We start from the raw sequence: 23,501 nt of genomic DNA, 5'->3' as shown, positions 1-23,501 counted from the left end.
ATGCGGCCCGGCAGCAGCCTTCCCTTCGGGTTCAAGCCAGGCGCCGCGCAGGCGTTGTTGCGGGCCTTGACCTTGGAATGACCAAGGCCGGCGGCCCACGCCTAGCCTGCGCGGCGCCTGGCTTGAACGCGTCCCCTCCTTCATTGTGAAATGGGTTCTTGGCCCGGGATGCCGGCACCGGCCGGCTGCAGCCCCGCCACCGCCTGCGGCGTAAGCACCGCTTCACCCTTCACCGCGCGCGCCACCAGCGCATCGGCCGCGTCGATGGCGATGTGCTGCTCGGCATACCAGTCTTCGTCGTAATAGGTATTGCCATAGCGATCGCCGCTGTCGCACAGCAGCGCGACGATGGCACCGGCCTGCCCTGCCGCCCGCATCTGCTGCGCCAGGTACAGCACGCCGACGAAGTTGGTGCCGGTCGAGCCGCCGACGCGGCGGCCGAAGCGCCTGGCCAGGTAGCGCATGGCGGCGAACGACAGCGCATCGGGCACCTTCAGCATGGCGTCGATGCAGCTGGGGATGAACGAGCGTTCCACGCGCGGCCGGCCGATGCCCTCGATGCGCGAGCCGGTTGGCAGCGACAGGTCCGGCTCCGGCTTGCCGGCCAGGCAGCTGCGGAAATAGTCGAAGAACACCGAGTTTTCCGGATCCGCGCACAGCACGCGCGTCTTGTGGCGGCGATAGGCAACGTAGCGGCCGAGCGTGGCGATGGTGCCGCCGGTGCCGCCGCTGGACACCAGCCAGGCCGGTACCGGGTGCTCCTCCTCCGCCATCTGCTTGAAGATGGACTCGGCGATATTGTTGTTGGCGCGCCAGTCGGTGGCGCGCTCGGCGTAGGTGAACTGGTCCATGAAATGGCCGCCGGTTTCCTGCGCGATGCGGTGCGACGCGGCATAGATCTCCGACGGGCTGTCGACAAGCTGGCAGCGCCCGCCATAGAACTCGATCGCCTCGACCTTGGCGCGCGACGTGCCGGCCGGGATCACCGCCACGAACGGCAGCCCCAGCAGCCTGGCGAAATACGCTTCGGAAATCGCGGTCGACCCGCTGGAAGCCTCCACCACGGTGCTGCCTTCATGCAGCCAGCCATTGCACAGCGCATACAGGAACAGCGAGCGCGCCAGCCGGTGCTTCAGGCTGCCGGTCGGGTGGCTGGATTCGTCCTTGAAGTAGACACGAATGTCCGGGTAGCCCGGCAAATCCAGCGGGATCAGGTGGGTGTCCGCGGAGCGGTTGAAATCCGCCTCGATCTTGCGGATGGCTTCATGGGTCCAGTCGGAAAGTGGCATGGCGGCATGCGGGCACGGTGGCCGGGCATTGGAACAGGTCGTCAGCATGCCAGAAGCGTCCACTGCCGGCAAAAATATGGCCCCCCGCCAGCCCGCAAGCCGGCGGCTGACGGCAAGGCCGCAAGCCTACCGGTAGACCAGCACCGGGATCTTGCTGTGCGTCAGCACCTTCAGGGTCTCACTGCCGATCAGCAGCCCCTGGACCCCGCGTCGCCCGTGCGAGGCCATCACGATCAGGTCGCAGTCCTTTTCCTCGGCGGCCTTGATGATGGCTTCGTAGGGATGGTCATTGACGGCGTACGTGGTATCGCACTTCACGCCTGCGGCTCCGGCCTCGTCGGCCAGGCCGCGCAGGTAGCGGGTGGCATCTTCCCACGCCTGCTTCACGTAGGTCTCGCGGGTGTCCTCCAGCATTTCGACGTTGTAGGTCAGCACATGGTAGTTCGGACAGACGCGCACCGCGGTGATCTGCGCCCCTGTTTCCCGCGCCAGCACGATCGCCTTGCGGAATGCGGATTCAGACAGGTCGGAGCCATCGACCGCCAGCAGGAGATGCTTGAACATGGTTGCCTCCTTGCTCGCCAATTACGCTCACTTTCGATGCATCATCGCCTCGCGGCCGAAAGTGTGAGCCGCAAGGCGCACCACAAGGAGCGACCGATACCCCCGGTTTCGAATGATTCGTCACTCGATTGCAGTATAGGGTCGCCATGGCCCACGGCAATACGGGATGCATCACACGTGCGGTGTACCAAAAAATCAGGGCGAGCCCGACTACGCCACCAGGGCGCGCCACAGCGCGAGCTTCTGCGCGAAATTGCGCGCGGCGTGCGCGGGACTGGACGAAGGCAGCACCACCGTCTGATAGCCCTGCGCGGCAAACTGCGGCGCGAAACGGCCGGATGTGCCCCCGTTGAAGCCGACGCGCTCGAGCGTGGGTGCCAGCTGGCGCAGCCGCGTGAAATCATTGGCCTGCGGATAGCGGATATTGCTGTCCAGGCTGCCTTCGCGCATGCACGCGCCAAGCACGTCCCAGACGCCGATGCGATGCGCCAGCAGCCGCACCAGCCGTTCGGCATACGGCAGCGCCGGCATCGGTTCGCCGGTGAGCGCGGCCATCAGCGGCCAGAACTGGTTGCGGGGATGAGCGTAGTACTGGCGCGCGGCCAGCGAGGCCGCGCCGGGGAAGCTGCCCAGCACCAGCACGCGGGTGTGGGTGTCGATGACGGGCGGCAGGCCCTGGTGGAGATCGGTTTGAGGGGGGACGGTGTCGGGCATGGCAAAAGGCTCGGGCTGCTGGTCGACCACGACCGGCAATGCGAACAGCCGCACGTGTTGTCGCCCCTCTCCCGCGCGCGGGAGAGGGGAGCAAACCGATCGCGTACCGTCAGGCCAGCAGCTTGTTCACGCGCTGCACGTAGGCCGCCGGATCTTCCAGCATGCCGCCCTCGGCCAGCAGCGCCTGGTCGAACAGCACCTGCAGGCGGTCGCTGAACGCATCCCCTTCCGGCAGGTCGCGCAGCTTCTTCACCAGCGCGTGCTCGGGGTTCAGCTCCAGGATCGGCTGGGCGTCGGGCGCCTTCTGGCCGGCCTGCTTCAGCAGGCGCTGCAGGTAGCCGCTCATGTCGCCCTCGTCCGACACCAGGCACGATGCCGACTCGGTCAGGCGCAGCGTCACGCGAACGTCCTTGGCCTTGCCGGCCAGCACGGTCTTGGCGCGCTCGACCACGTCCTTCCAGTCGGCCTCGGCCTTCTCCTGCTCGGCCTTCTCGGCTTCATCCGCCAGCTTGCCCAGGTCGAGATCGCCGCGCGCCACCGACACCAGTTCCTTGCCGTCGAACTCGCGCAGGAACGACAGCATCCACTCGTCGACGCGGTCGGTCAGCAGCAGCACTTCAATGCCCTTCTTGCGGAACACTTCCAGGTGCGGGCTGTTCTTGCCTGCGGACCAGGTATCGGCCGTGACGTAGTAGATCTTGTCCTGGCCTTCCTTCATGCGGCCGACATAGGCGGCCAGCGACACGTTCTGCTCGGCGGTTGCGTTGTGCGTCGAGGCAAAGCGCAGCAGCTTGGCCACGCGCTCCTGGTTGGCCTGGTCCTCGCCGGCGCCTTCCTTCAGCGCCTGGCCGAACTGCTGCCAGAAGGTGTCGTACTTGGCGCGTTCGGCTTCGTCTTCACTGTCCGCCAGCGATTCGAGCATCGACAGCACGCGCTTGGTGCAACCCTCGCGGATCGCCTTGACGTCGCGGCTTTCCTGGAGCAGTTCTCGCGACACGTTCAGCGGCAGGTCGGAGGAATCGACCACCCCCTTGACCCAGCGCAGGTAGCCCGGCAGCAGCTGCTCGGCGTCGTCCATGATGAAGACGCGCTTGACGTACAGCTTCAGGCCGGCCTTGTGGTTGCGGTCCCACAGGTCGAAGGGCGCGCGTGCCGGGATGTACAGCAGCTGGGTGTATTCGCTGCGGCCTTCCACGCGGTTGTGGGTCCAGGCCAGCGGCGTCTCGTTGTCATGCGCGATGTGCTGGAAGAACGCGGTGTACTGCTCGTCGGTGATGTCGGACTTGTTGCGGGTCCACAGCGCGCTGGCCTGGTTGACGCTTTCCCACTCGTCGGTGCGCTTGTAGCTGCTGGCCTCGGCGTCCCACACTTCCTTGGGCATGCGGATCGGCAGCGAGATGTGGTCCGAGTATTTCTGGATGATGCTCTTCAGGCGCCAGGCCGAGAGGAAATCGTCCTCGCCCTCGCGCAGGTGCAGCGTGATGGTGGTGCCGCGCTCGGCGCGCGAGATCGCGTCGACGCTGAACTCGCCGTCGCCGGTGCTTTCCCAGCGCACGGCTTCCTCGGCGCCCACGCCGGCGCGGCGGGTTTCCACCGTGACCTTGTCGGCGACGATAAAGGCGGAGTAGAAGCCCACGCCGAACTGGCCGATCAGCGCGGCGTCCTTCTGCTGGTCGCCGGACAGCTGCTGGAAGAATTCCCTGGTGCCCGAACGGGCGATGGTGCCGAGGTTGCGGATCACCTCGTCGCGGCTCATGCCGATGCCGTTGTCGGTGATCTTCAGCGTGCGTGCCTGGGCATCGGCCTCGATGCGGATGGCCAGGTCGGCGTCGTTCTCCAGCAGGGACGGGTTCGCGATCGCCTCGAAGCGCAGCTTGTCAGTGGCGTCCGAAGCATTCGAGACCAGCTCGCGCAGGAAGATTTCCTTGTTGCTGTACAGCGAGTGGATCATCAGGTGCAGCAGTTGCTTCACTTCCGCCTGGAAGCTCATCGTCTCGTGCGGTGCGGTCATGGTTCTCCTCTTGAATCTCGAAAACAGGCGAATCTGGGATGGTCGGGTGGCCGTCGGGGGCCGGTGCCGCCAGAAATAGGGCCGCCCGGGCCATTTTTCAAGGCCCGGGGAATGTAACGCGTGCACAGCAACGAGGGCTCAGAGCCGTTCCAGCTGGCGCGCGAGGAAGCGCAGCATGTCCGGGTCGCCACTGCTGGCGACGTTGAAGCGCATCCACCCCGACGGCATCTGCGACGGCGAGAACAGGCTGCCCGGGGCAAACAGGTAGCCCTCTTCGTGCCCGGCGGTGGCGATCGCGTTGGTATCGCGGCCGGTATCGGCCCACAGGTACATGCCGGCGTGCTGGCCCGGGAACAGGCGCAGGCCCAGCCGCTCCAGCTCGCGCCGGGTCTCGTCGCGGGCGCGGTCCAGCCGGGTGCGCACGCGCTCGACATGCTTGCGGTAGTGTCCCTCGGTCAGCACCTTGTACAGCACCCGCTCGTTGATCTCGGGCGAGGCCAGGCCCGCCAGCAGCTTGCTGTCGGTCAGCGCCGACGCCATTTCCGGCGGCGCGGCAATAAAGCCCACGCGCAGGTTGGCCGCCAGCGTCTTGGAAAAGCTGCCCAGGTAGATCACCCGGCGCAACTGGTCCAGGCTGGCCAGCCGCGTGGCGGCGTGGCCGGGTGGACACAGGTCGCAGTAGATATCGTCCTCGACGATCAGGAAGTCGTACTGCTCGGCCAGCTTCAGCAGCTGGAACGCCTTGGCGGCGGACAGGGAGGTGCCGGTCGGGTTGTGCAGCACCGAGTTGATCACGAACAGCTTCGGCCGCCGTGCCTGCACGATGCGCTCCAGCGCCTCCAGGTCCGGGCCCTCGGCGGTGTAAGGCACGCCGATCACCTGCGCGCCCTGCGCAGCAAAGCGGGCGAACATCACAAACCACGCCGGGTCGCCGACCAACACGGCGTCGCCGGGCTGCAGATAGAGCCGGGCGATCAGATCGAGCGCCTGGGTAATGCCGGAGGTCAGCACGATCTGCTCGGCGCCGGCGCGGATCTCGAGCTCCTCCAGCCGGGTGCGCAGCTGCTGGCGCAGCGGCAGGAAGCCCTGCGGCGTGCCGCTGGCCAGGAAATGGTTGCCCGGCTGGCGTCCCAGCCCGCGCAGCGCGCTGGCGATCAGTTCGCCATCGAGCCATTCGTTGGGCAGGAAGCCGAGCCCCGGCGCCTTGTGCGCCTCGGCGGTATGGAACATGCTGCGCAGCAGCCAGGTGACGTCGATATTGCGCGCCTCGGCCGCGTTGGACGACACCGGCGCCGCCGGGGCGGCCGGCGTACGCTCGCGCACGTAGAAGCCCGAGCCGCGGCGGGATTCCAGGTAGCCAAGCGCCACCAGCCGCTCATAGGCCTCGACCACCGTAAAGCGCGAGATGCCTTTTTCCTGCGCCAGCTGGCGGATAGACGGCATGCGCATGCCGGCGCGGAACACGCGTTCGTCGATGCGCATGCGGGCCCATTCGGTCAGTTGCTCGACCAGTGTCATCTGCGCCGACGGGATCGGGTCGGGCAGGCGCTCGGTCGGCGGCAGCACCAGGCGCAGCGGGCGTCCGCCCGACGGGGCGGAGGTGCCGCGCGCACCGCTTCCGCTATGCTGCTGGGAGCTCGCGGCAGTGGCATCCGCGTCCCGGGTGTTGGCATCCATGTGCTGCTCCTGCAACTGTACTGAAGACGATCCGCAGAACTGTACCGGTACTGTACCGACAACCTTGTCTACCATCAAGCCACGATGAAGCTCGCCCTCGATCACCTCGTCATCGCCGCGCCGGACCTGGACGCAGGCACCGCCCATGTCGCCGACCTGCTTGGGATTGCGCCCTGCGGTGGCGGTGAGCATGCCGCCATGGGCACGCACAATCGCGTCCTCGGCATGTTCGGCGGCATCTATCTGGAAGTGATTGCGATCGATCCTGCGGCCGCCGCCCCCGCACGGCCACGCTGGTTCGGGCTGGACACCGAAGCGGTGCGGCAACGGCTGGAGAACGGTCCGTTCCTGCTGCACTGGGCCGCCCGCGTCGAGCGGCCCGCCGACCTGACGCTGTGGCAGTCGCAATACCCGGCCCGGATCGCGCCGGTGATCCCGATGTCGCGCGGCGACCTGCGCTGGCGCATCACGGTGCCCGAGGACGGCGCCCTGCCCGGCTGGCAAGGCGAAGCCGATGCGGCCGGTGACGGCTTGTTCCCCAGCCTGATCCAGTGGGACGTGGCCGCCTATCCTGGCACTAGCCTGCCACGGCAGGACCTGGCGCTGCGCAAGCTGTCCGGCCGCCATCCGCGCGCCGAACTGCTGCGGCAGGGCCTCGCCTGGCTGGGCGCGGACCACCTGATCGCGATCGAACAGAGCGACGGGCAGCCGGAACTGTCCGCCGAGATCGAAACGCCGCAAGGCATCCGCACCTTGCGCTAGGCATACCAACAGGACAACAAGAATCCCCAAGGAGACACCGATGCCCGCGACCCGCAAGCGTTTCGACCACGAGAAGAAGAGCCGCACCAACCGCCGCGCGGTGGTGGCGGCGTTCGCATGACCGCCGTGACCTCCGGCCTGCTCACCGGCCTGACGGCGGCGCAGTTCCTGGCCCTGCTGACGCTGCTGACGGTCGGCCTGTTCACGCCCGGGCCCAACACCACCATTGCCGCGGTGACCGGTGCCAATTTCGGGCTGCGCGCGACGCTGCCGCATTGCGTCGGCGTGGCGTTCGGCTTTGCCAGCATCCTGGCACTGTGCGCGGTGGGCGTGGGCGCGCTGATCCTCGGCCAGCCGGCGCTGGCATCGGTGGTGCACCTGGCCGGCGTGGCCTACCTGCTGTGGCTGGCGTGGAAGATCGCGCGCAGCACGGCCCTCGCCGAGAAACAGGTGCTGCGTCCGCTGAACGTGTGGCAATCGGCGGCGCTGCAGTATGCCAACATCAAGGCGTGGATGCTGGCGCTGGCGGTGGCGGCGTCCTACACGGCAGGTGCCCCCGCGCCGCTGCCGCGCATGCTGCTGGTGTGCACCGTATTCGCACTGCTGGGCTTCGTCAGCAACGGCGTGTACGGCGTGCTGGGCGCGGCGCTGCGGCAATGGCTGCGCGCGGGCGGGCGCGTGCGCTGGTTCAACCGTGCCATGGGCGCGGCACTGGCGCTGACCGCGCTGTGGATCGCCGTCGGCGCCCGGCCCGGCGTGCCTTGAATCGAACGACAAGAACACAGAGGCCAACCATGCCCGCTTCCTCGCCTACCTCCTCGCCCGCTTCCGTACCTGCCGCGCCCCATTCCGCGCCCCATTCAAGCGGCATGCTGCTCGGCTTCATCGGCGTGGCCATCTTCAGCCAGACGCTGCCGTTCACGCGCATGGCGGTGGCCGAACTGGACCCGATCTTCGTCGCGCTGGCGCGCGGCGCGCTGGCCGCGGCACGCCGCCCGCGCGGCGGCCAGTGGCCGCGGCTGGCGGTCACGGCGCTCGGCGTGGTGGTCGGCTTCCCGGTGTTTTCGTCGCTGGCGATGCGCGAGGTGCCGGCCAGCCACGGCGCCATCGTGGTCGGTCTGCTGCCGCTGGCCACGGCCGTGTTCGCGGCCTGGTTCGGGGGCGAGCGGCCATCGGCGGGGTTCTGGCTGTCGGCCGTGGCCGGCAGCGCGCTGGTGGTCGGCTTTGCCGTCTGGCAAGGCGCCGGCGGCCTGCAGCACGCCGACTGGTACCTGTTTGCCGCGGTGGTGCTGGGCGCACTGGGCTATGCCGAGGGCGGCAAGCTGTCGCGCGAACTGGGCGGACTGGAGACGATCAGCTGGGCGCTGGTGGCGTCGCTGCCGGTGCTGGTGCCGGTGACGGCCTGGCTGGTGCTGCGCGACCTGCCGGCGATCGCCGCGGCGTCGCCGCGTGCCTGGGGCGGCATGGCCTACGTTTCGGTGTTCTCGATGTTTGTCGGCTTCCTTTTCTGGTACGCCGGCCTCGCAAAAGGCGGCGTGGCCCGCGTCGGGCAGATACAATTGCTGCAGCCGTTCCTGACGCTGGCGGGCGGTGCGCTGATCCTGTCCGAGCCGCTTGACGCCCCCACCATCGCCTTCGCGGTAGCGGTGATCGCCGTCGTGGCCGTTGGCCGCCGCGCCGCCGTGCGCCAGGGCGCACCCGCCCCCGCCCCGGAAACGTCCCCTGTCCTTCCAGGACGCATTCACTGACCAGGAGTCCAACGCATGTCCGTCTACGATACCCTTGCCCGCCTCGGCGTCGAACTGCCGACCGCCAACGCCCCTGCCGCCGCCTACGTGATGGCCGCGCAGACCGGCAACACCGTATTCCTGTCGGGCCATATCGCCCGCAAGGACGGCAAGGTATGGACCGGCAAGCTGGGCCAGGACATCGATACCGAGTCCGGCAAGGCCGCCGCGCGCGCCATCGCCATCGACCTGCTGGCCACGCTGCACGCGCACGTGGGCGACCTGAACCGCGTCACCCGCATCGTCAAGGTGATGAGCCTGGTCAACTCCACCCCCGAGTTCACCGAGCAGCACCTGGTCACCAATGGTGCTTCGGAGTTCCTGGCCGAAGTCTTCGGCGACAAGGGCAAGCACGCGCGCAGCGCCTTTGGCGTGGCCCAGATCCCGCTGGGCGCCTGCGTCGAGATCGAAATGATCGTCGAGGTGCAGTAATTTCCGCCGGCCGGCCCCCGGGCGACCGCGACCGGCCTGCCTAGCCTCACAGAAACACCCTCCCCAGACCACAAGAGATACATCATGAAATGGGCCATCTCCCGCCGGGCACAGCAACTGACCAGCTCGGCCATCCGCGAAATCCTCAAGGTCACCGAGCGTCCGGAAGTCATTTCGTTCGCCGGCGGCCTGCCCTCGCCGGCATCGTTCCCGGTAGCGGCCATGGAGGCAGCGACGGCCCGCGTATTCGCCGACAACCCGCAGGCGGCACTGCAATACGCCGCGACCGAAGGCTACCTGCCGCTGCGTGAATTCGTCGCCAGGCGCCATGGCGTGGGCGTCGAGCGCGTGCTGATCGTGACCGGCTCGCAGCAAGCGCTGGACCTGATCGCCAAGGTGATGATCGACCCGGGCAGCAAGGTGATGGTGGAAACCCCCAGCTACCTCGGCGCGCTGCAGGCGTTCTCGCTGTTCGAACCTGAATTCGTCTCGATCCCGACCGACGACAAGGGACTGGTGCCCGAGGCGCTGACGCCGGAACTGACCGCGGGCGCGCGCTTCCTGTACGCCCTGCCCAACTTCCAGAACCCGACCGGCCGCCGCCTGCCGCTGGAGCGCCGCCAGGCGCTGGTGGCGCGCGCGCAGGAGCTGGGCGTGCTGGTGGTGGAAGACGATCCGTACGGCGCGCTCAGCTACACCGGCGACCAGCTGCCGACGCTGCTGTCGATGAACCCGGATGGCGTGATCTACATGGGCTCGTTCTCCAAGATCCTGGCCCCCGGCATGCGCCTGGGCTACGTGATCGCCCCGCCCGAGCTGCACTTCAAGCTGTGCCAGGCGAAGCAGGCATCGGACCTGCACACGCCGACCTTCACGCAGCGCGTGGCCTACGAGACCGTGCGCGACGGCCTGCTCGACCGCCATATCCCGACCATCCGCGAGCTCTACAGCAAGCAGTGCCAGACCATGCTGGATGCGCTCAAGCGCCACATGCCGGAAGGCGTGACCTGGAACACGCCCGAAGGCGGCATGTTCATCTGGATGGAGCTGCCCGAGGGCCTGGACAGCATGGCTATCCTGGAAGAGGCGGTGAAGCGCAACGTGGCCTATGTGCCGGGCGCGCCGTTCTACGCCAGCAACCCGAAGCGCAATGCGCTGCGCCTGGCGTTCGTCACGGTGCCGCCCGAGCGCATCGAGCAGGGCGTGGCGATCCTGGGCGAGCTGTTCCGCGAGTCCATCGCCGCCGCTGCCGCCAAGCAACCGCGCGCAGCCTGACGCCGCACGGGCGCGCGCATTCCAGGAGCCGACATGCTGCGTATCTGGGGCCGACTCTCCTCCATCAACGTGCAGAAGGTGGTCTGGTGCGCGCGCGAGCTGCACCTGGACCATGAGCGCGTCGATATCGGCGTGAATAAGGGCGACCTCGACACCGAGGCCTACGTCCGCCTGAACCCGAACCGCCAGATCCCGGTCATCGAGGATTTCCGCGGCACGGACGTGGGCGGCGAGCCCTTCGTGCTGTGGGAATCGAACGCGATCGTGCGCTACCTGTGCGCGCGCTACGGCGAGGGCACGCTGTGGCCCGAAGACGTGAAGGCGCGTGCGTCGGCCGACCGCTGGATGGACTGGCAGACCACGGCCTTCAGTCCCGCGATGGTAACGGCGTTCCTGAACCTGGTGCGCAAGCCCGCCGGCGAGCGCGACGAAGCCGCCATCCAGGCCTCGTGCGCGCGCACCGAGCCGCTGGCCGAATTGCTGGACAAGGCGCTGGCGGGCCGCGAGTTCATCGGCGGCGACCGCTTCACCATGGCTGACATTTCGCTGGCCTGCGCCGCGCACCGCTGGCTGGGACTGCCGGTCCGGCACCAGCCGCGGCCGGACCTCGAGCGGTGGCTGGCGGCGATGCGCGCCCGCCCTGCCGCCGGCGGCATCCTGGAACTGCCGCTGCGTTGAGCGGCGGCGGTTTTTTTCCTTCCTTTGCTTCTACCTACTTCGCGGCGCGCGAGCCCGAAGTCGCGGTAAAGATCCCCAGCCCGATAAACGCCGCACCCGTCAGGTAGCGGCCGAACGCGCGCGCCCGTCCGGCGCGGCGCAGCGCCGGCATCACCGCGGCCGCCGCCAGCACGTAGCAGGCATCCGTCGTAGCCGCGATCAGCACGAAGGCCACCCCCAGCGCCAGGCTCTGCGCCAGCGCCGAGCCGGCCGGGTTCATGAACTGCGGCAGGAAGGCGGCGAAGAAGATCGCGGTCTTGGGGTTGAGCAGCGCCACGACAAAGCCGTCGCGCATCACCTGGCGCAGGCTGCGCTGCGCCACTTCGGGCGTACCGCTGTCCGCCGCCGCACCGCCGCCACGCAGCGCGCGGATGCCCAGCCAGATCAGGTAGGCCGCACCCGCGTACTTGACCACCGAGAACGCCAGCGCCGAGACCGAGAACAGCACCGCCAGCCCCAGCGACGCACCGATCGCGTTGCCCAGGTTGCCCAGCGCCACCGCGCCGATCGAGGCCAGCCCCGCCTGCCGGCCTTGCGCCAGCGTGCGCGTCACGATATAGACCACGGCCGGGCCGGGGGTGATGGCCAGGCACGAAGGCTGTCAGCAGCGGCCACGCGGGCAGGAATTCAGTCATTGGGCAGCCTCGTTCGGTATGGGGATGCGGGCGGCGCCCGCTTGATGGCGAACGACAGTATGCGCTGCCCGGCCGCGCTCGCGCCAGTCCCCGCCATGGCTGCCGGGCCAGTCATCCGGGCCGCGCGCAGGCAGGCAGACTTTTGCAACACGCGCCGTTTAGAGTACTCTGGCCGGTGTGCCGGGTACGTCCCACGTGCGCCGCAATGCCCTCCAGGCAAACCCTGATCCCTGAATGTGGCTCACGCCTGGCATGACGCAATGTACGGCAGCGAACACGGAACCCGTTCCTACAATCGCTGGTTCTTTCCCGCGCGCGGCGGACGCCGCACGCCGGTGCAAAGCGCAAGCGGGGCGCCCAGGGCTCGCAGATCGTCCGGGCCCCGAGCCAACCTGAGGAGGATTTCGATCGTGTGGAGTCAAGTCTATGACCCGCTAGGCAATATGGCGCTATCGACCATTGCCGCGGGCATTCCCGTCGCCGTGCTGCTGGCAGCACTGGCCTTCTTTCATATGCAGGCACACCTGGCCGCCGGCCTGGCGCTGGTGATCGGCATCGTGGTCGCGTCCACGGTATTCGGCATGCCGGCGGCGATGGCCGGCAAGGCGGCGGGGCTCGGCATCGTCTCCGGGCTGTTCCCGATCGGCTGGATCGTGCTGAACATCATCTTCCTGCACCGGCTCACCACGCTGAACGGGTCGTTCAAGGTGCTGCAGAACTCGATCTCCGGCATCACCGAGGACCGCCGCCTGCAGTTGCTGCTGGTGGCGTTCAGCTTCGGCGCGTTCTTCGAGGGCGCGGCCGGCTTCGGCACGCCGGTGGCCGTGACCGGCGCCATCCTGATCGGGCTCGGCTTCTCGCCGCTGGCCGCCTCGGGGCTGGCGCTGATCGCCAATACCGCGCCGGTGGCGTACGGCGCGCTGGGCGCGCCGATCATCGGCCTGGCCTCGGTAACCGGGCTGGACCTGCTCGACCTGTCGGCGATGATCGGGCGCCAGCTGCCGTTCTTCTCGTTGATCGTGCCGTTCTGGCTGATCTGGGCCTTTGCCGGCTTCCGCGGCATGCTGGCGATCTGGCCGGCGATCCTGGTGGCGGGCGTGAGCTTTGCCATCCCGCAGTACCTGGTGTCGAACTTCCACGGCCCATGGCTGGTGGACGTGATCGCGGCGCTGGTGTCGATGGGCTCGCTGACGCTGTTCCTGAAGGCCTGGCACCCGAAGGAAATCTGGACCTCGACCAAGATCCTCGGCCGTCACGACGACTCCAAGGTCGACCACCCCGAAGCGCTCGAGGCCGAGGCCCGCGCCAGCGCCGCCTCGGCCGGCATCTCGGTGGCCAAGGCCTGGATGCCGTGGGTGATCCTGACGGTGTTCGTCTTTGTCTGGGGCATTCCCGAGTTCAAGAAGCTGATGGATGGCCTGTGGGCCTGGAAATTCGCGGTTCCGGGCCTCGACAAGGCCGTCGTGAAGGTGCCCCCGGTGGTGCCGAAGGAAGTCATCGAAGGCGCCGTCTTCAACTTCAACGTGCTGTCGATGGCCGGTACCGGCATCTTTGTCTCGGCCATCGCCGGCGGCCTGCTGATGGGCTACTCGGTGCCGCGCCTGTTCAAGGAATACTGGGAAACCATCAAGCTGGTGCGCTACTCGCTGCTGACCATCTGCGCAATGTTCGGCGTCGGCTACCTGACCCGCTACTCGGGCCTCGATGCCACGCTGGGCCTGGCCTTCGCCCACACCGGCGTGTTCTACCCGCTGTTCGGCACCATGCTGGGCTGGCTGGGCGTGGCGCTGACCGGCTCGGACACGGCCTCGAACGTGCTGTTCGGCGGCCTGCAGAAGACCACCGCCGAGCAGCTGGGCCTGTCGCCGGTGCTGATGGCATCGGCCAACAGCTCGGGCGGCGTGATGGGCAAGATGATCGACGCGCAGTCCATCGTGGTGGCTTCGACCGCAACCAAGTGGTACGGCCACGAGGGCGACATCCTGCGCTACGTGTTCTTCCACTCGATCGTGCTGGCGATCCTGGTGGGCCTGTTCGTGACGCTGCAGGCCTACGTGCCGCCGTTCACGTACATGGTGATCCACCATCCCTGATGGCCCTGCCGCCGCGGCAGTTTCGGCATGGCGCTTCAGACAAGGCCCCGCCCCTGGCGGGGCTTTTCAATTGGGCAACGCGCGTATCATGTTGCGTCTGATCCGCCGCAAGCGCCCCGCCGGGGTCCCACAAGGACGATTGGGCGTGCCGTGGCACACAACGGGGAACCCTGCCATGTTGCGTCGCCTGGAAAGACTGATCGACCCCTTCCGCCACATGCCCGACCGCGAGGCCGCCAGGCCAGGTCTTGCGCTTCTACACCTGGTACCTGCGCGAAGTGTGGGGCGTGTTCGCGCTGCTGTTGGTGGTGGGCCTGGTCGGCGCGCTGATCGAAGTGGCGCTGTTCAGCTTTCTCGGTCGGCTGGTCGACATGGCACAGACCACGCCTGGCGCGGAATTCTTCGCCCGGCATCGCAACGAGCTGGTGTGGATGCTGGTGGTGGCGGTGCTGCTGCGGCCCATCTTCTTCGGCCTGCACGACGTGCTGGTACACCAGGTCATCAACCCCAGCCTGTCCAACCTGATCCGCTGGCAGAACCACCGCTACGTGCTCAAGCAGAGCCTGTCGTTCTTCCAGAACGACTTTGCCGGGCGCATCGCCCAGCGCATCATGCAGACCGGCTTCTCGCTGCGCGACTCCGCCGTACAGGCGGTCGACGCGCTGTGGCACGTGGTGATCTATGCGGTCAGTTCGCTGGTGCTGTTCGCGCAGGCCGACTGGCGGCTGATGATCCCGCTGCTGCTGTGGATCGCCTGCTACGTGGCCGCGCTGCTGTACTTCGTGCCGCGCGTGAAGGAGCGCTCGGTGGTCGCCACCGAATCGCGCTCGCGGCTGATGGGGCGCATCGTCGACGGCTACACCAACATCACCACGCTCAAGCTGTTCGCCCATACCCGGCAGGAAGAAGACTACGCGCGCGACGCCATGGCCGAGCAGACCGAGAAGACGCGGCTGGCCGGCCGCATGGTCAGCGGCATGGACGTCACCATCACCGCGATGAACGGCGCGCTGATCGCCGGCACCACCGGGCTGGCGGTGTGGCTGTGGAGTTCCGGCCATGTCACCACCGGCGCGATCGCACTGACCACCGGGCTGGTGATCCGCATCAACAATATGTCCGGCTGGATCATGTGGGTGGTCAACGGTATCTTCGAGAACGTCGGGCAGGTGCAGGACGGCATGAAGACCATCGCCGTGCCGCGCAAGGTCACCGACCGCGCCAACGCGCAGCCGCTGCGCGTCACGCAGGGCGAAGTCCGCTTCGAGCAGGTGGGGTTCCACTACGGCAAGGGCTCGGGTGTGATCGAAGGCGTCAACCTGGCCGTGCGGCCGGGCGAGAAGATCGGGCTGGTCGGCCCTTCCGGCGCCGGCAAGTCGACGCTGGTCAACCTGCTGCTGCGGCTCTATGACGTGGAAAGCGGCCGCATCCTGATCGACGCGCAGGACATCGCCGATGTCACGCAGGAAAGCCTGCGCGCGCAGATCGGCATGGTGACGCAGGACACCTCGCTGCTGCACCGCTCCATCCGCGAGAACCTGCTGTATGGCAAACCCTCCAGCACCGAGGCCGAGCTGGCCGAAGCGCTGCACCGCGCCCGCGCGGACGAGTTCATTCCCAACCTGGTCGATGCCCACGGCAATACCGGACTGGAAGCGCAGGTGGGCGAGCGCGGCGTGAAGCTGTCAGGCGGACAGCGCCAGCGCATCGCGATCGCGCGGGTGCTGCTGAAGAACGCGCCGATCCTGATCCTGGACGAAGCGACTTCGGCGCTGGATTCGGAAGTGGAAGCGGCGATCCAGGACAGCCTGGAAACGCTGATGCAAGGCAAGACGGTAATCGCCATCGCGCACCGGCTCTCGACGATCGCGCGCATGGACCGGCTGGTGGTGCTGGACAACGGGCATATCGTGGAGAGCGGCACGCATGCGGAGCTGCTCGCGCATGGGGGGCTGTATGCGCGGCTGTGGGCGCATCAGACGGGGGGATTTGTGGGGGTGGATTGAGATGTTGCCCGCCAGATTGGGGGCTCCCTCTCCCGCATGCGGGAGAGGGTTGGGGTGAGGGCGGGAGCGTCTTCGAAGTACCTGCGGTATGCCACCGCCTGCCCTCACCCCCTGCCCCTCTCCCGCAAGCGGGAGAGGGGAGCAAACCAGCAGGCCATTCAATTGCCGCCGGCAGGCTCCACCCGCACTGGATCGATGCGCGGCTCCTTCAGCTTCGCTTCGATCTGCTTGCCCTTGCGCGCGCGCTTGCCGACATACGGCAGCAGCGACTGCCCGGCCAGCTTCTGCGACGACGGCTTGCCGCCGCGGCCCGCGCCCGACAGCATCAGCCCTGGCGCGCCCACGGCAACCGCCTGCAGCAGCTTCTCCTTGGGCTCCAGCTCCATCAGGATCACGCCGCGGCCACCGGCCGACAGCACCTTGATCTCGTCCAGCGCCACCAGCAGCAGGCGTCCATTGCCGGACAGGCAGGCCGCATGCGTGGCCTCGTCGCCGATCGGCGCGGGTGGCAGCGGGGCATCGCCGTCGTCCAGCGTCAGGAACGACTTGCCGCCCTTCTGCCGGCCGGTCATGTCGCCCACCGTGGTCAGGAAGCCGTTGCCGCCGGCGGTGGCGATCAGCATGCGCTGGCTGGCGTTGCCGGCAAAGGTGTGCGCCACCTGGCTGCCGGACTGCAGCTCGATCAGCGTGGTGATGGGCACCCCGTCGCCGCGCCCGCCTGGCAGGCTTGACACCGGCACGGAATAGACCCGGCCATTGGTGCCGAACACCAGCAGCACGTCGACGGTGCGGCAGTCAAAGGTGTCGTAGAGCGCATCGCCCGCCTTGAAGGTGAACTGCTGCGGATCGTGGCCATGGCCCTGGCGCGTGCGCACCCAGCCCTTCTGCGACATGATCACCGTCACTGGCTCGTCGATCACGCGCACTTCGGCGGCGGCGCGGCGCTGTTCCTGGATCAGCGTGCGGCGCGGGTCCTTGTCTTCCGGGCTGTACTGCTTGGCGTCGGTCTCGATCTCCTTGATGATGCGACGGCGCATCATGGTCTCGGACTTGAGCAGCACGTCCAGGTCGGCCTGCTCTTCGCGCAGGTCCTTCAGTTCCTTCTCGATCTTGATCGCTTCCAGCCGCGCCAGCTGGCGCAGGCGGATTTCCAGGATGTCCTCGGCCTGGCGGTCGGTCAGCTCGAAGGCTTCGATCAGCGCGGGCTTGGGCTCGTCGCTCTCGCGGATGATGCGGATCACCTCGTCGATATTGAGCAGCACCAGCATCCGGCCTTCGAGGATGTGGATGCGGTCCTCGACCTTGCCCAGGCGATGGCGCGTGCGGCGCGTGACCGTGTCGAAGCGGAACGCGATCCACTCGCCCAGGATCTCGCGCAGGCCCTTCTGGCGCGGGCGGCCATCGGTGCCGATCATCACCAGGTTGATCGGCGCGCCCGACTCCAGGCTGGTATGCGCGAGCAACGCCTGGATGAACTCCTGCTGGTCGATGTTCTTGCTCTTGGGCTCGAATACCAGCCGCACCGGCGCGTCCTTGCCGGATTCATCGCGCACCGCGTCCAGCACCGCCAGCACGGTCGCCTTGAGCTGCTGCTGGTCCGGCGTCAGCGCCTTCTTGCCGGCCTTGATCTTGGGATTGGTGATCTCCTCGATCTCTTCCAGCACCTTCTGCGCGGAAGTATTCGGCGGCAGTTCGTTCACCACCATCTGCCACTGGCCACGCGCCAGTTCCTCGATGGTCCAGCGCGCGCGCACCTTGAGGCTGCCGCGGCCGTTCTCGTAGATCTGGGCAATGTCCGCCGCCGGCGAGATGATCTGGCCGCCGCCGGGATAGTCGGGCCCCGGCATCAGCGCCAGCAGCTCGGCCAGCGAGATGCTCGGGTTGCGGATCATCGCCACGGTGGCCGCGGCGACCTCGCGCAGGTTGTGCGGCGGGATCTCGGTGGCCATGCCCACCGCGATGCCGGAGGCGCCGTTAAGCAGCACGAACGGCAGCCGCGCCGGCAGCAGCTTCGGCTCCTGCATCGAGCCGTCGTAATTGGGGATGAAGTCGACCGTGCCCTGGTCGATCTCGTCGAGCAGCAGCCGCGAGATCGGCGTCAGGCGCGCTTCGGTGTAGCGCATCGCCGCCGCGCCGTCGCCGTCGCGCGAGCCGAAGTTGCCCTGGCCGTCGATCAGCGGGTAGCGCAGCGAGAAGTCCTGCGCCAGGCGCACCAGCGCGTCATAGGCGGACTGGTCGCCGTGCGGGTGGAACTTGCCCAGCACGTCGCCGACTACGCGTGCGGACTTGACCGGCTTGGCATCGGCGCGCAGGCCCATCTCGTGCATCGCGAACAGGATGCGGCGCTGCACCGGCTTCTGGCCATCGGCCACTTCCGGCAGCGCGCGGCCCTTGACCACGCTGACGGCGTAATCGAGGTAGGCGCGCTCGGCGTAGCGGGCCAGCGTCAGCGAATCGGCCGGCTCTTCAGGTTGAAACGTGATGTCTTGTTGTTCCATGGATAGGCAAGAATTCGGCGCGCCACATTGATGCCGGCGCGCCGGGTTGCTTGTTGTTCAGTCACGCCGGTCAGGGCATGTCGCGCCGTCCGCCGAGCACCATCTTCACGCGCGGTCCGTCGGCAGCGGCACTGGCGCGCATCGGCCGCGCGCCCCGAGCGGACTGCGAGGGCTGGTAGAACCGGTAAAACTGCAGCACGGTGCTGACATACTGCTGCGTCTCGGGGTACGGCGGAATCCGGTTGTTGTAGCGCTGCACCGCGCCCTCGCCCGCGTTGTAGGCCGCCAGCACAAGCTCAAGGTTGTTCGGGAACAGCTGCATCAGCCAGCGCAGGTAGCGCACGCCGGCGGTGATGTTGGTGCGCGGGTCGGCCAGTTTCTGCTCGACCGTGCGCCGCTGGTCGGCGCTGACGCCAAAGCGCGCGCCGGTGTCGGGAATCACCTGCATCAGTCCGATCGCACCCTTGGGCGAAACGGCGCCCGGGTTGAAACCCGACTCCACCGCCATCACCGCCTTGACCAGCGCGGGATCGACGTCCTGCTTGTCGGCGATCTGGTGGATCAGCGGCTCGACGGTCTTGATGTTGGGATGGTTGACAACGTAGCGGTAGAGCTTGTGCTGCTCGAGGTCGATGCCGTCCGCGTCGCCCATGCCGGCCTGCGCCTTGCCCCGCTGGAGCGCCGCCAGCCGCGCGCTGTCGAGCTTGCCACCATCTCTCATGAACAGCTTGTAGCGCGCGTCCAGCTTCTGGTCGGCAAAGTGCGCCACGCCGTCGGCGTCGATAAAGCCCCACAGCTCGGCGTGCGCCGCCGGCGCACAGGCGAGCCCGGCCAGCGCCAGCACGGCGGCTGCCGCCTTGCGCCATGGTTTGCCGGGGGATCTCGTCGTCATCGTGCGTTCCTGCTGGTCTGGCGAACCGGGGGATTATCCCCCCAATCGCGGGCCGGCGCTCCGGCGTCAGATATCGGCCTCGACCTCGTTGCCCTTCTCTTCCAGCCAGCTGCGGCGCTGCGCGGCCTCGCCCTTGCCCATGAGCATGTTCATCATCTCCACGGTCTGCGGCAGGTCGTATTCGCCCAGCGTCACGGGCAGCAAGCGGCGCGTGTCGGGGTTCATGGTGGTTTCCCAGAGCTGCTCGGCGCTCATCTCGCCCAGGCCCTTGAAGCGCGAGATCTGCCAGCTGCCATCCTTGACGCCGTCCTTGACCAGCTTGTCCTGGATGGCCACCAGTTCGCCTTCATCCAGCGCATACAGTTTCTGCGCCGGCTTCTTGCCGCGCGCGGGGGCATCGACACGGAACAGCGGCGGACGCGCCACATAGACGTTGCCAGCCTCGATCAGCTTGGGGAAGTGACGGAAAAACAGCGTCAGCAGCAGCACCTGGATATGCGCGCCGTCCACGTCCGCATCCGACAGGATGCTGATCTTGCCGTAGCGCAGGTTGGACAGGTCGGGCTCATCGTTGGCGCCGTGCGGATCCACGCCGATCGCCACCGCGATGTCGTGCACCTCGTTGTTGGCGAACAGGCGGTCGCGCTCGGTCTCCCAGGTGTTGAGCACCTTGCCGCGCAGCGGCAGGATGGCCTGGAACTCCTTGTCGCGGCCCATCTTGGCCGAGCCGCCGGCGGAATCGCCCTCGACCAGGAACAGCTCGTTGCGGGTCACGTCGGTGGACTCGCAGTCAGTCAGCTTGCCAGGCAGCACGGCCACGCCGGAGCCCTTCTTCTTCTCGACCTTCTGCGCCGCGCGCGTGCGCGCCTGCGCCTGGCGGATCACCAGCTCGGCCAGCTTCTTGCCGTACTCGACATGGTGGTTCAGCCACAGCTCCAGCGCCGGGCGGCTGAAGGTGGAGACCAGCCGCACCGCGTCGCGGCTGTTCAGCCGTTCCTTGATCTGGCCCTGGAACTGCGGGTCGAGCACCTTGGCCGAGAGCACGAACGAAGCGCGCGCGAACACGTCTTCGCTCATCAGCTTGACGCCCTTGGGCTGCAGCGCGTGCATCTCGATAAAGCTCTTGACCGCCTGGAACAGACCTTCGCGCAGGCCGGACTCGTGCGTGCCGCCGGCCGGCGTGGGGATCAGGTTGACGTAGGACTCGCGCACCGGCGCGCCGTCCTCGGTCCAGGCCACCACCCACGAGGCGCCTTCGCCGTCGGCAAAGCCTTCCTCGCCGGGGTTGGCGTCGGGGTCGGCGAAATGCTCGCCCTCGAACATCGGGATCACCAGTTCAGAGCCGCTGCCTTGCGCCAGCGCTTCGACCAGGTAGCCCTTCAGGCCCTGGTCGTACTGCCAGGTCTGGGCCTCGCCGGTCTTTTCGGTCACCAGCGTCACCTTGACGCCCGGCAGCAGCACGGCCTTGCTGCGCAGCAGCCGCTGCAGTTCGGCCTGCGGGATCGCGGCCGAATCGAAATATTTGGCATCCGGCCACACCTGCACGCGCGTGCCGTTCTTTTTCTCGCCGCGCTCGAGCTTGCGCGAGGCCAGCGGCGAGGTCACGTCACCGCCGGAGAAGGTCAGCGTCGAGTTCATGCCGTCGCGCCAGACGGTCACGTCCAGCTGCGTCGACAGCGCGTTGGTCACCGACACGCCGACGCCGTGCAGGCCGCCCGAGAAGGCATAGGCGCCGCCCTTGCCCTTGTCGAACTTGCCGCCGGCATGCAGCCGGGTAAAGACGATCTCGACCACCGGCACGCCTTCTTCCGGGTGGATGCCCACCGGGATGCCGCGGCCGTCGTCCTCCACGCTGACGCTGCCGTCGCGATGCAGGGTCACCAGGATCTCCGAGCCGTGGCCGCCCAGGGCCTCGTCGGAGGCGTTGTCGATCACCTCCTGCACGATATGCAGGGGGTTGTCGGTCCGGGTGTACATGCCGGGGCGCTGCTTGACCGGCTCCAGACCCTTCAGGACCCGGATGGAAGATTCGCTGTACTGACTGGTTTTGCTCGCCATGGAGTCGCTACGAAAGTGGATGTCCCGGCTGCCGCGGGCGCACAACTGTGCACGCGCCGGGGCACCGGGCACTGCATTGTAATGGATGCCGGCAGCGGTATTCGCACCGGAAAGCGCTTGCCGCTGCCGGCAAGGCCCGCGCCGCATTTGCCGCGGCGCCGGCACTTTTTGCCGCGCCGCCGGCTTCAGCGTGGCGGCGTACGCGTTTTCCGCACCCGGGGTAAACTCGCCTCCACCCGGCCCACGGCAAGCCAGATTGCCGTCCCGGCACGGTCCACAACAAGCACAGACAATCCATGCCGGCGCCGCGCCACCGCGCAGCCAGCCGCACACCGAGCCAACACATGCAAAACCGACAACTTTCCCTGACCACCGTGCTGGTGTGCGGGGGCCTGCTCGTCACCCTCTCTATGGGCATCCGCCACGGCTTCGGCCTGTTCAACCTGCCGATCACGCAGGCGCACGGCTGGAACCGCGAGACTTTCGCCTTCGCGCTGGCGCTGCAGAACCTGATGTGGGGCGCCAGCCAGCCCTTCGCCGGCGCGCTGGCAGACAAGTTCGGCGCGCTGCGCATCATGCTGGTCGGCGTGGCGCTTTATGTGGCGGGCCTGGTGGTGATGGCGCTGGCGACCAGCGGCACTGCCTTCGCCACCGGCGCCGGGGTGATGATCGGCATCGCCCAGTCCGGCACCACGTACAGCATCGTCTACGGCGTGATCGGCCGCGTGGCCAGCCCGGAGAAGCGCGTGTGGGCGATGGGCATCGCCGCCGCGGCGGGCTCGTTCGGGCAGTTCCTGATGATCCCGGTGGAACAGGGGCTGATTTCCGGCCTGGGCTGGCAGAACGCGCTGTATGTGATGGCGCTGATGGCCTGCGTGATGCTGCCGCTGGCGCTGACCCTGCGCGAACCGCCCGAGATGGCGCACGGCGCTGGCCAGCACCAGACCATCGGCCAGGCGATCCATGAAGCCTTCAGCAACCGCAACTTCCAGCTGCTGACGCTGGGCTACTTCGTGTGTGGCTTCCAGGTGGTGTTTATCGGCGTCCACCTGGCGCCGTACCTGAAGGACCAGGGCCTGACCGACCCGAAGGTGGCCGTGGTGGCGCTGGCGCTGATCGGGCTGTTCAACGTGTTCGGCACTTATACCGCCGGCGCGATGGGCCAGCGGCTGCCCAAGCGCTACCTCCTCGCGTTCATCTACCTGGCACGCGCGGTCGTGATCGCGGGCTACCTGCTGTTGCCGCTGACGGTGGCCAGCACCTGGGTGTTCGCGGCGCTGATGGGATTTTTGTGGCTGTCGACGGTGCCGCTGACCAACGGCATCATCGCGCAAGTGTTCGGGGTGAAGTACCTGTCGATGCTGTCGGGGGTGGTGTTCTTTTCGCACCAGATCGGCAGCTTCCTGGGGGCGTGGCTGGGCGGCTATCTCTATGACCGCACCGGCGGGTACAACACGGTGTGGCTGATTTCGATCGGGCTGGGCGTGATGGCGGCGCTGGTCAACCTGCCGATCCGGGAGCAGGCGCTGGTGCGGGCCCAGCCGGCGGCAGCGTGATGGCGGCGGCCCGCGCGCGCATGGCGAAGGCGGCCTTGCTGGCGGTGCTGGCGGGGGTGCTCGCGCTTGGATTTGTGGGGTATTTGCGGCCTTCGTTCATGGTCGATCTGACCAATATGGTGCTGGGTTGGTGTGGGTGAGGTTTGGGCGCTACGAGGTGGTCGCTGTTTGTGACATGCTGTCGGCCGTTGAAGAAGTGACCCGCCCAGGAGGGCGGAACGGACCTGTCCGTATTTTTGTGTGCGAGGCGGTTTTGAATTTTGTTAGCCTCGGGCCGCGGTAAATCTCTCCCCATACAGGATAGCAAACTGGTTCATGGCGGACTTCCAGTCATAAGTCGTGCGAACGGACTTCGTCAGTACGTTGCGCAGTGCTAGCCATAGCAACTTGATCGCCGCTTCATCCGAAGGGAAGTGGCCACGGGTCTTGATGATCTTGCGCAACTGCATGTTCAAGCTCTCAATGGCATTGGTTGTGTAGATCACCCGCCGGATATCGGGCGGGAACACAAAGAACGGCGTGACGTGCTCCCAGG

At 67.5% G+C, this 23,501-nt stretch carries 18 protein-coding genes and 2 pseudogenes; 10 read left to right on the top strand and 10 right to left on the bottom strand.

Annotated elements, in window-relative coordinates; all coding sequences use genetic code 11:
* Window positions 1-140: 140 nt before the first annotated feature.
* The 5 genes from K309_RS37550 to K309_RS0126460 all read right to left on the bottom strand — a co-directional run bounded on the left by K309_RS37550 (window position 141) and on the right by K309_RS0126460 (window position 6,255).
* Window positions 141-1,289: a PLP-dependent cysteine synthase family protein gene (locus tag K309_RS37550; protein ID WP_035878432.1), complete on the bottom strand. Its 1,149-nt coding sequence runs from the start codon at window positions 1,287-1,289 to the stop codon at window positions 141-143.
* Window positions 1,290-1,415: 126 nt separating this feature from the next.
* Window positions 1,416-1,853, bottom strand: coding sequence for a universal stress protein (locus K309_RS0126475; RefSeq protein WP_029049190.1), 438 nt, complete (start codon window positions 1,851-1,853; stop codon window positions 1,416-1,418).
* A 210-nt stretch (window positions 1,854-2,063) separates the two neighbouring features.
* A complete protein-coding gene (locus K309_RS0126470) occupies window positions 2,064-2,567 on the bottom strand; it encodes a DNA-deoxyinosine glycosylase (protein WP_029049189.1) in 504 nt (167 codons plus the stop codon).
* Window positions 2,568-2,676: 109 nt separating this feature from the next.
* Window positions 2,677-4,578, bottom strand: coding sequence for a molecular chaperone HtpG (gene htpG, locus K309_RS0126465; protein WP_029049188.1), 1,902 nt, complete (start codon window positions 4,576-4,578; stop codon window positions 2,677-2,679).
* A 138-nt stretch (window positions 4,579-4,716) separates the two neighbouring features.
* Entirely contained in the window at window positions 4,717-6,255 is a 1,539-nt protein-coding gene (locus K309_RS0126460; RefSeq protein WP_029049187.1) for an aminotransferase-like domain-containing protein, read from the bottom strand.
* Window positions 6,256-6,339: 84 nt separating this feature from the next.
* Between K309_RS0126460 and K309_RS0126455 the strand changes: the two genes are divergently transcribed.
* The 6 genes from K309_RS0126455 (at window position 6,340) to K309_RS0126425 (ending at window position 11,189) form a co-directional block, all read left to right on the top strand.
* Window positions 6,340-7,017 carry a VOC family protein gene (locus K309_RS0126455; protein ID WP_029049186.1) on the top strand — a complete coding sequence of 226 codons (678 nt, stop codon included), beginning with the start codon at window positions 6,340-6,342 and terminating at the stop codon, window positions 7,015-7,017.
* Between the two features lie 117 nt (window positions 7,018-7,134).
* A complete protein-coding gene (locus K309_RS0126445) occupies window positions 7,135-7,782 on the top strand; it encodes a LysE family translocator (RefSeq protein ID WP_035878431.1) in 648 nt (215 codons plus the stop codon).
* 104 nt (window positions 7,783-7,886) lie between these two features.
* Window positions 7,887-8,765 carry a DMT family transporter gene (locus tag K309_RS0126440; protein ID WP_156914455.1) on the top strand — a complete coding sequence of 293 codons (879 nt, stop codon included), beginning with the start codon at window positions 7,887-7,889 and terminating at the stop codon, window positions 8,763-8,765.
* Window positions 8,766-8,780: 15 nt separating this feature from the next.
* Window positions 8,781-9,236 (top strand): RidA family protein, encoded by a 456-nt coding sequence (locus K309_RS0126435; protein ID WP_029049183.1) that lies wholly within the window; start codon window positions 8,781-8,783, stop codon window positions 9,234-9,236.
* An 84-nt stretch (window positions 9,237-9,320) separates the two neighbouring features.
* Window positions 9,321-10,511 carry an aminotransferase-like domain-containing protein gene (locus K309_RS0126430; RefSeq protein WP_029049182.1) on the top strand — a complete coding sequence of 397 codons (1,191 nt, stop codon included), beginning with the start codon at window positions 9,321-9,323 and terminating at the stop codon, window positions 10,509-10,511.
* Between the two features lie 33 nt (window positions 10,512-10,544).
* The gene (locus K309_RS0126425) at window positions 10,545-11,189 is read left to right on the top strand and encodes a glutathione S-transferase family protein (RefSeq protein WP_029049181.1); all 645 of its coding nucleotides are present in this window, start codon (window positions 10,545-10,547) and stop codon (window positions 11,187-11,189) included.
* 34 nt (window positions 11,190-11,223) lie between these two features.
* Here K309_RS0126425 and K309_RS37545 read toward each other — a convergent pair.
* Window positions 11,224-11,863: pseudogene (locus K309_RS37545) on the bottom strand (LysE family translocator).
* A 410-nt stretch (window positions 11,864-12,273) separates the two neighbouring features.
* Here K309_RS37545 and K309_RS0126415 point away from each other — a divergent pair.
* Together K309_RS0126415 and K309_RS37540 are read left to right on the top strand one after the other, a co-directional pair.
* Window positions 12,274-13,956, top strand: a complete 1,683-nt coding sequence (locus K309_RS0126415) for an L-lactate permease (protein ID WP_029049180.1) — start codon at window positions 12,274-12,276, stop codon at window positions 13,954-13,956.
* A 175-nt stretch (window positions 13,957-14,131) separates the two neighbouring features.
* Window positions 14,132-15,962: pseudogene (locus K309_RS37540) on the top strand (ABC transporter ATP-binding protein).
* Between the two features lie 158 nt (window positions 15,963-16,120).
* Here K309_RS37540 and parC read toward each other — a convergent pair.
* From parC to K309_RS0126395, 3 genes are all read right to left on the bottom strand, one after another.
* Window positions 16,121-18,460: a DNA topoisomerase IV subunit A gene (gene parC, locus K309_RS0126405; RefSeq protein WP_029049179.1), complete on the bottom strand. Its 2,340-nt coding sequence runs from the start codon at window positions 18,458-18,460 to the stop codon at window positions 16,121-16,123.
* Window positions 18,461-18,530: 70 nt separating this feature from the next.
* Window positions 18,531-19,352 carry a lytic transglycosylase domain-containing protein gene (locus K309_RS0126400; protein WP_029049178.1) on the bottom strand — a complete coding sequence of 274 codons (822 nt, stop codon included), beginning with the start codon at window positions 19,350-19,352 and terminating at the stop codon, window positions 18,531-18,533.
* Window positions 19,353-19,418: 66 nt separating this feature from the next.
* A complete protein-coding gene (locus tag K309_RS0126395) occupies window positions 19,419-21,410 on the bottom strand; it encodes a DNA topoisomerase IV subunit B (protein ID WP_029049177.1) in 1,992 nt (663 codons plus the stop codon).
* 344 nt (window positions 21,411-21,754) lie between these two features.
* Between K309_RS0126395 and K309_RS0126390 the strand changes: the two genes are divergently transcribed.
* Together K309_RS0126390 and K309_RS42550 are read left to right on the top strand one after the other, a co-directional pair.
* The gene (locus tag K309_RS0126390) at window positions 21,755-22,966 is read left to right on the top strand and encodes an MFS transporter (RefSeq protein ID WP_029049176.1); all 1,212 of its coding nucleotides are present in this window, start codon (window positions 21,755-21,757) and stop codon (window positions 22,964-22,966) included.
* The gene (locus K309_RS42550) at window positions 22,966-23,106 is read left to right on the top strand and encodes a hypothetical protein (protein ID WP_198030862.1); all 141 of its coding nucleotides are present in this window, start codon (window positions 22,966-22,968) and stop codon (window positions 23,104-23,106) included. Before K309_RS0126390 ends, K309_RS42550 begins: the two co-directional genes overlap by 1 nt.
* A gap of 123 nt (window positions 23,107-23,229) precedes the next feature.
* Here K309_RS42550 and K309_RS0126380 read toward each other — a convergent pair.
* Window positions 23,230-23,501, bottom strand: a 272-nt coding sequence (locus tag K309_RS0126380; RefSeq protein ID WP_029049175.1) for a transposase, incomplete at its 5' end; no start/stop codon positions are given.

This window comes from Cupriavidus phytohabitans (assembly GCF_000426345.1).
In the GTDB taxonomy this organism is placed as follows: Bacteria; Pseudomonadota; Gammaproteobacteria; order Burkholderiales; family Burkholderiaceae; genus Cupriavidus.
The sequence above is the reverse complement of the archived record's forward strand: the minus strand, read 5'-3'. Positions and strand labels throughout refer to the sequence as shown.

What these genes read in the sequence shown, in the direction of transcription:
- K309_RS37550 (WP_035878432.1), bottom strand. Translation starts at nt 1,289, where the DNA reads ATGCCACTTTCCGACTGGACCCATGAAGCCATCCGCAAGATCGAGGCG.
- K309_RS0126475 (WP_029049190.1), bottom strand. Translation starts at nt 1,853, where the DNA reads ATGTTCAAGCATCTCCTGCTGGCGGTCGATGGCTCCGACCTGTCTGAA.
- K309_RS0126470 (WP_029049189.1), bottom strand. Translation starts at nt 2,567, where the DNA reads ATGCCCGACACCGTCCCCCCTCAAACCGATCTCCACCAGGGCCTGCCG.
- htpG (WP_029049188.1), bottom strand. Translation starts at nt 4,578, where the DNA reads ATGACCGCACCGCACGAGACGATGAGCTTCCAGGCGGAAGTGAAGCAA.
- K309_RS0126460 (WP_029049187.1), bottom strand. Translation starts at nt 6,255, where the DNA reads ATGGATGCCAACACCCGGGACGCGGATGCCACTGCCGCGAGCTCCCAG.
- K309_RS0126455 (WP_029049186.1), top strand. Translation starts at nt 6,340, where the DNA reads ATGAAGCTCGCCCTCGATCACCTCGTCATCGCCGCGCCGGACCTGGAC.
- K309_RS0126445 (WP_035878431.1), top strand. Translation starts at nt 7,135, where the DNA reads ATGACCGCCGTGACCTCCGGCCTGCTCACCGGCCTGACGGCGGCGCAG.
- K309_RS0126440 (WP_156914455.1), top strand. Translation starts at nt 7,887, where the DNA reads ATGCTGCTCGGCTTCATCGGCGTGGCCATCTTCAGCCAGACGCTGCCG.
- K309_RS0126435 (WP_029049183.1), top strand. Translation starts at nt 8,781, where the DNA reads ATGTCCGTCTACGATACCCTTGCCCGCCTCGGCGTCGAACTGCCGACC.
- K309_RS0126430 (WP_029049182.1), top strand. Translation starts at nt 9,321, where the DNA reads ATGAAATGGGCCATCTCCCGCCGGGCACAGCAACTGACCAGCTCGGCC.
- K309_RS0126425 (WP_029049181.1), top strand. Translation starts at nt 10,545, where the DNA reads ATGCTGCGTATCTGGGGCCGACTCTCCTCCATCAACGTGCAGAAGGTG.
- parC (WP_029049179.1), bottom strand. Translation starts at nt 18,460, where the DNA reads ATGGAACAACAAGACATCACGTTTCAACCTGAAGAGCCGGCCGATTCG.
- K309_RS0126400 (WP_029049178.1), bottom strand. Translation starts at nt 19,352, where the DNA reads ATGACGACGAGATCCCCCGGCAAACCATGGCGCAAGGCGGCAGCCGCC.
- K309_RS0126395 (WP_029049177.1), bottom strand. Translation starts at nt 21,410, where the DNA reads ATGGCGAGCAAAACCAGTCAGTACAGCGAATCTTCCATCCGGGTCCTG.
- K309_RS0126390 (WP_029049176.1), top strand. Translation starts at nt 21,755, where the DNA reads ATGCAAAACCGACAACTTTCCCTGACCACCGTGCTGGTGTGCGGGGGC.
- K309_RS42550 (WP_198030862.1), top strand. Translation starts at nt 22,966, where the DNA reads ATGGCGGCGGCCCGCGCGCGCATGGCGAAGGCGGCCTTGCTGGCGGTG.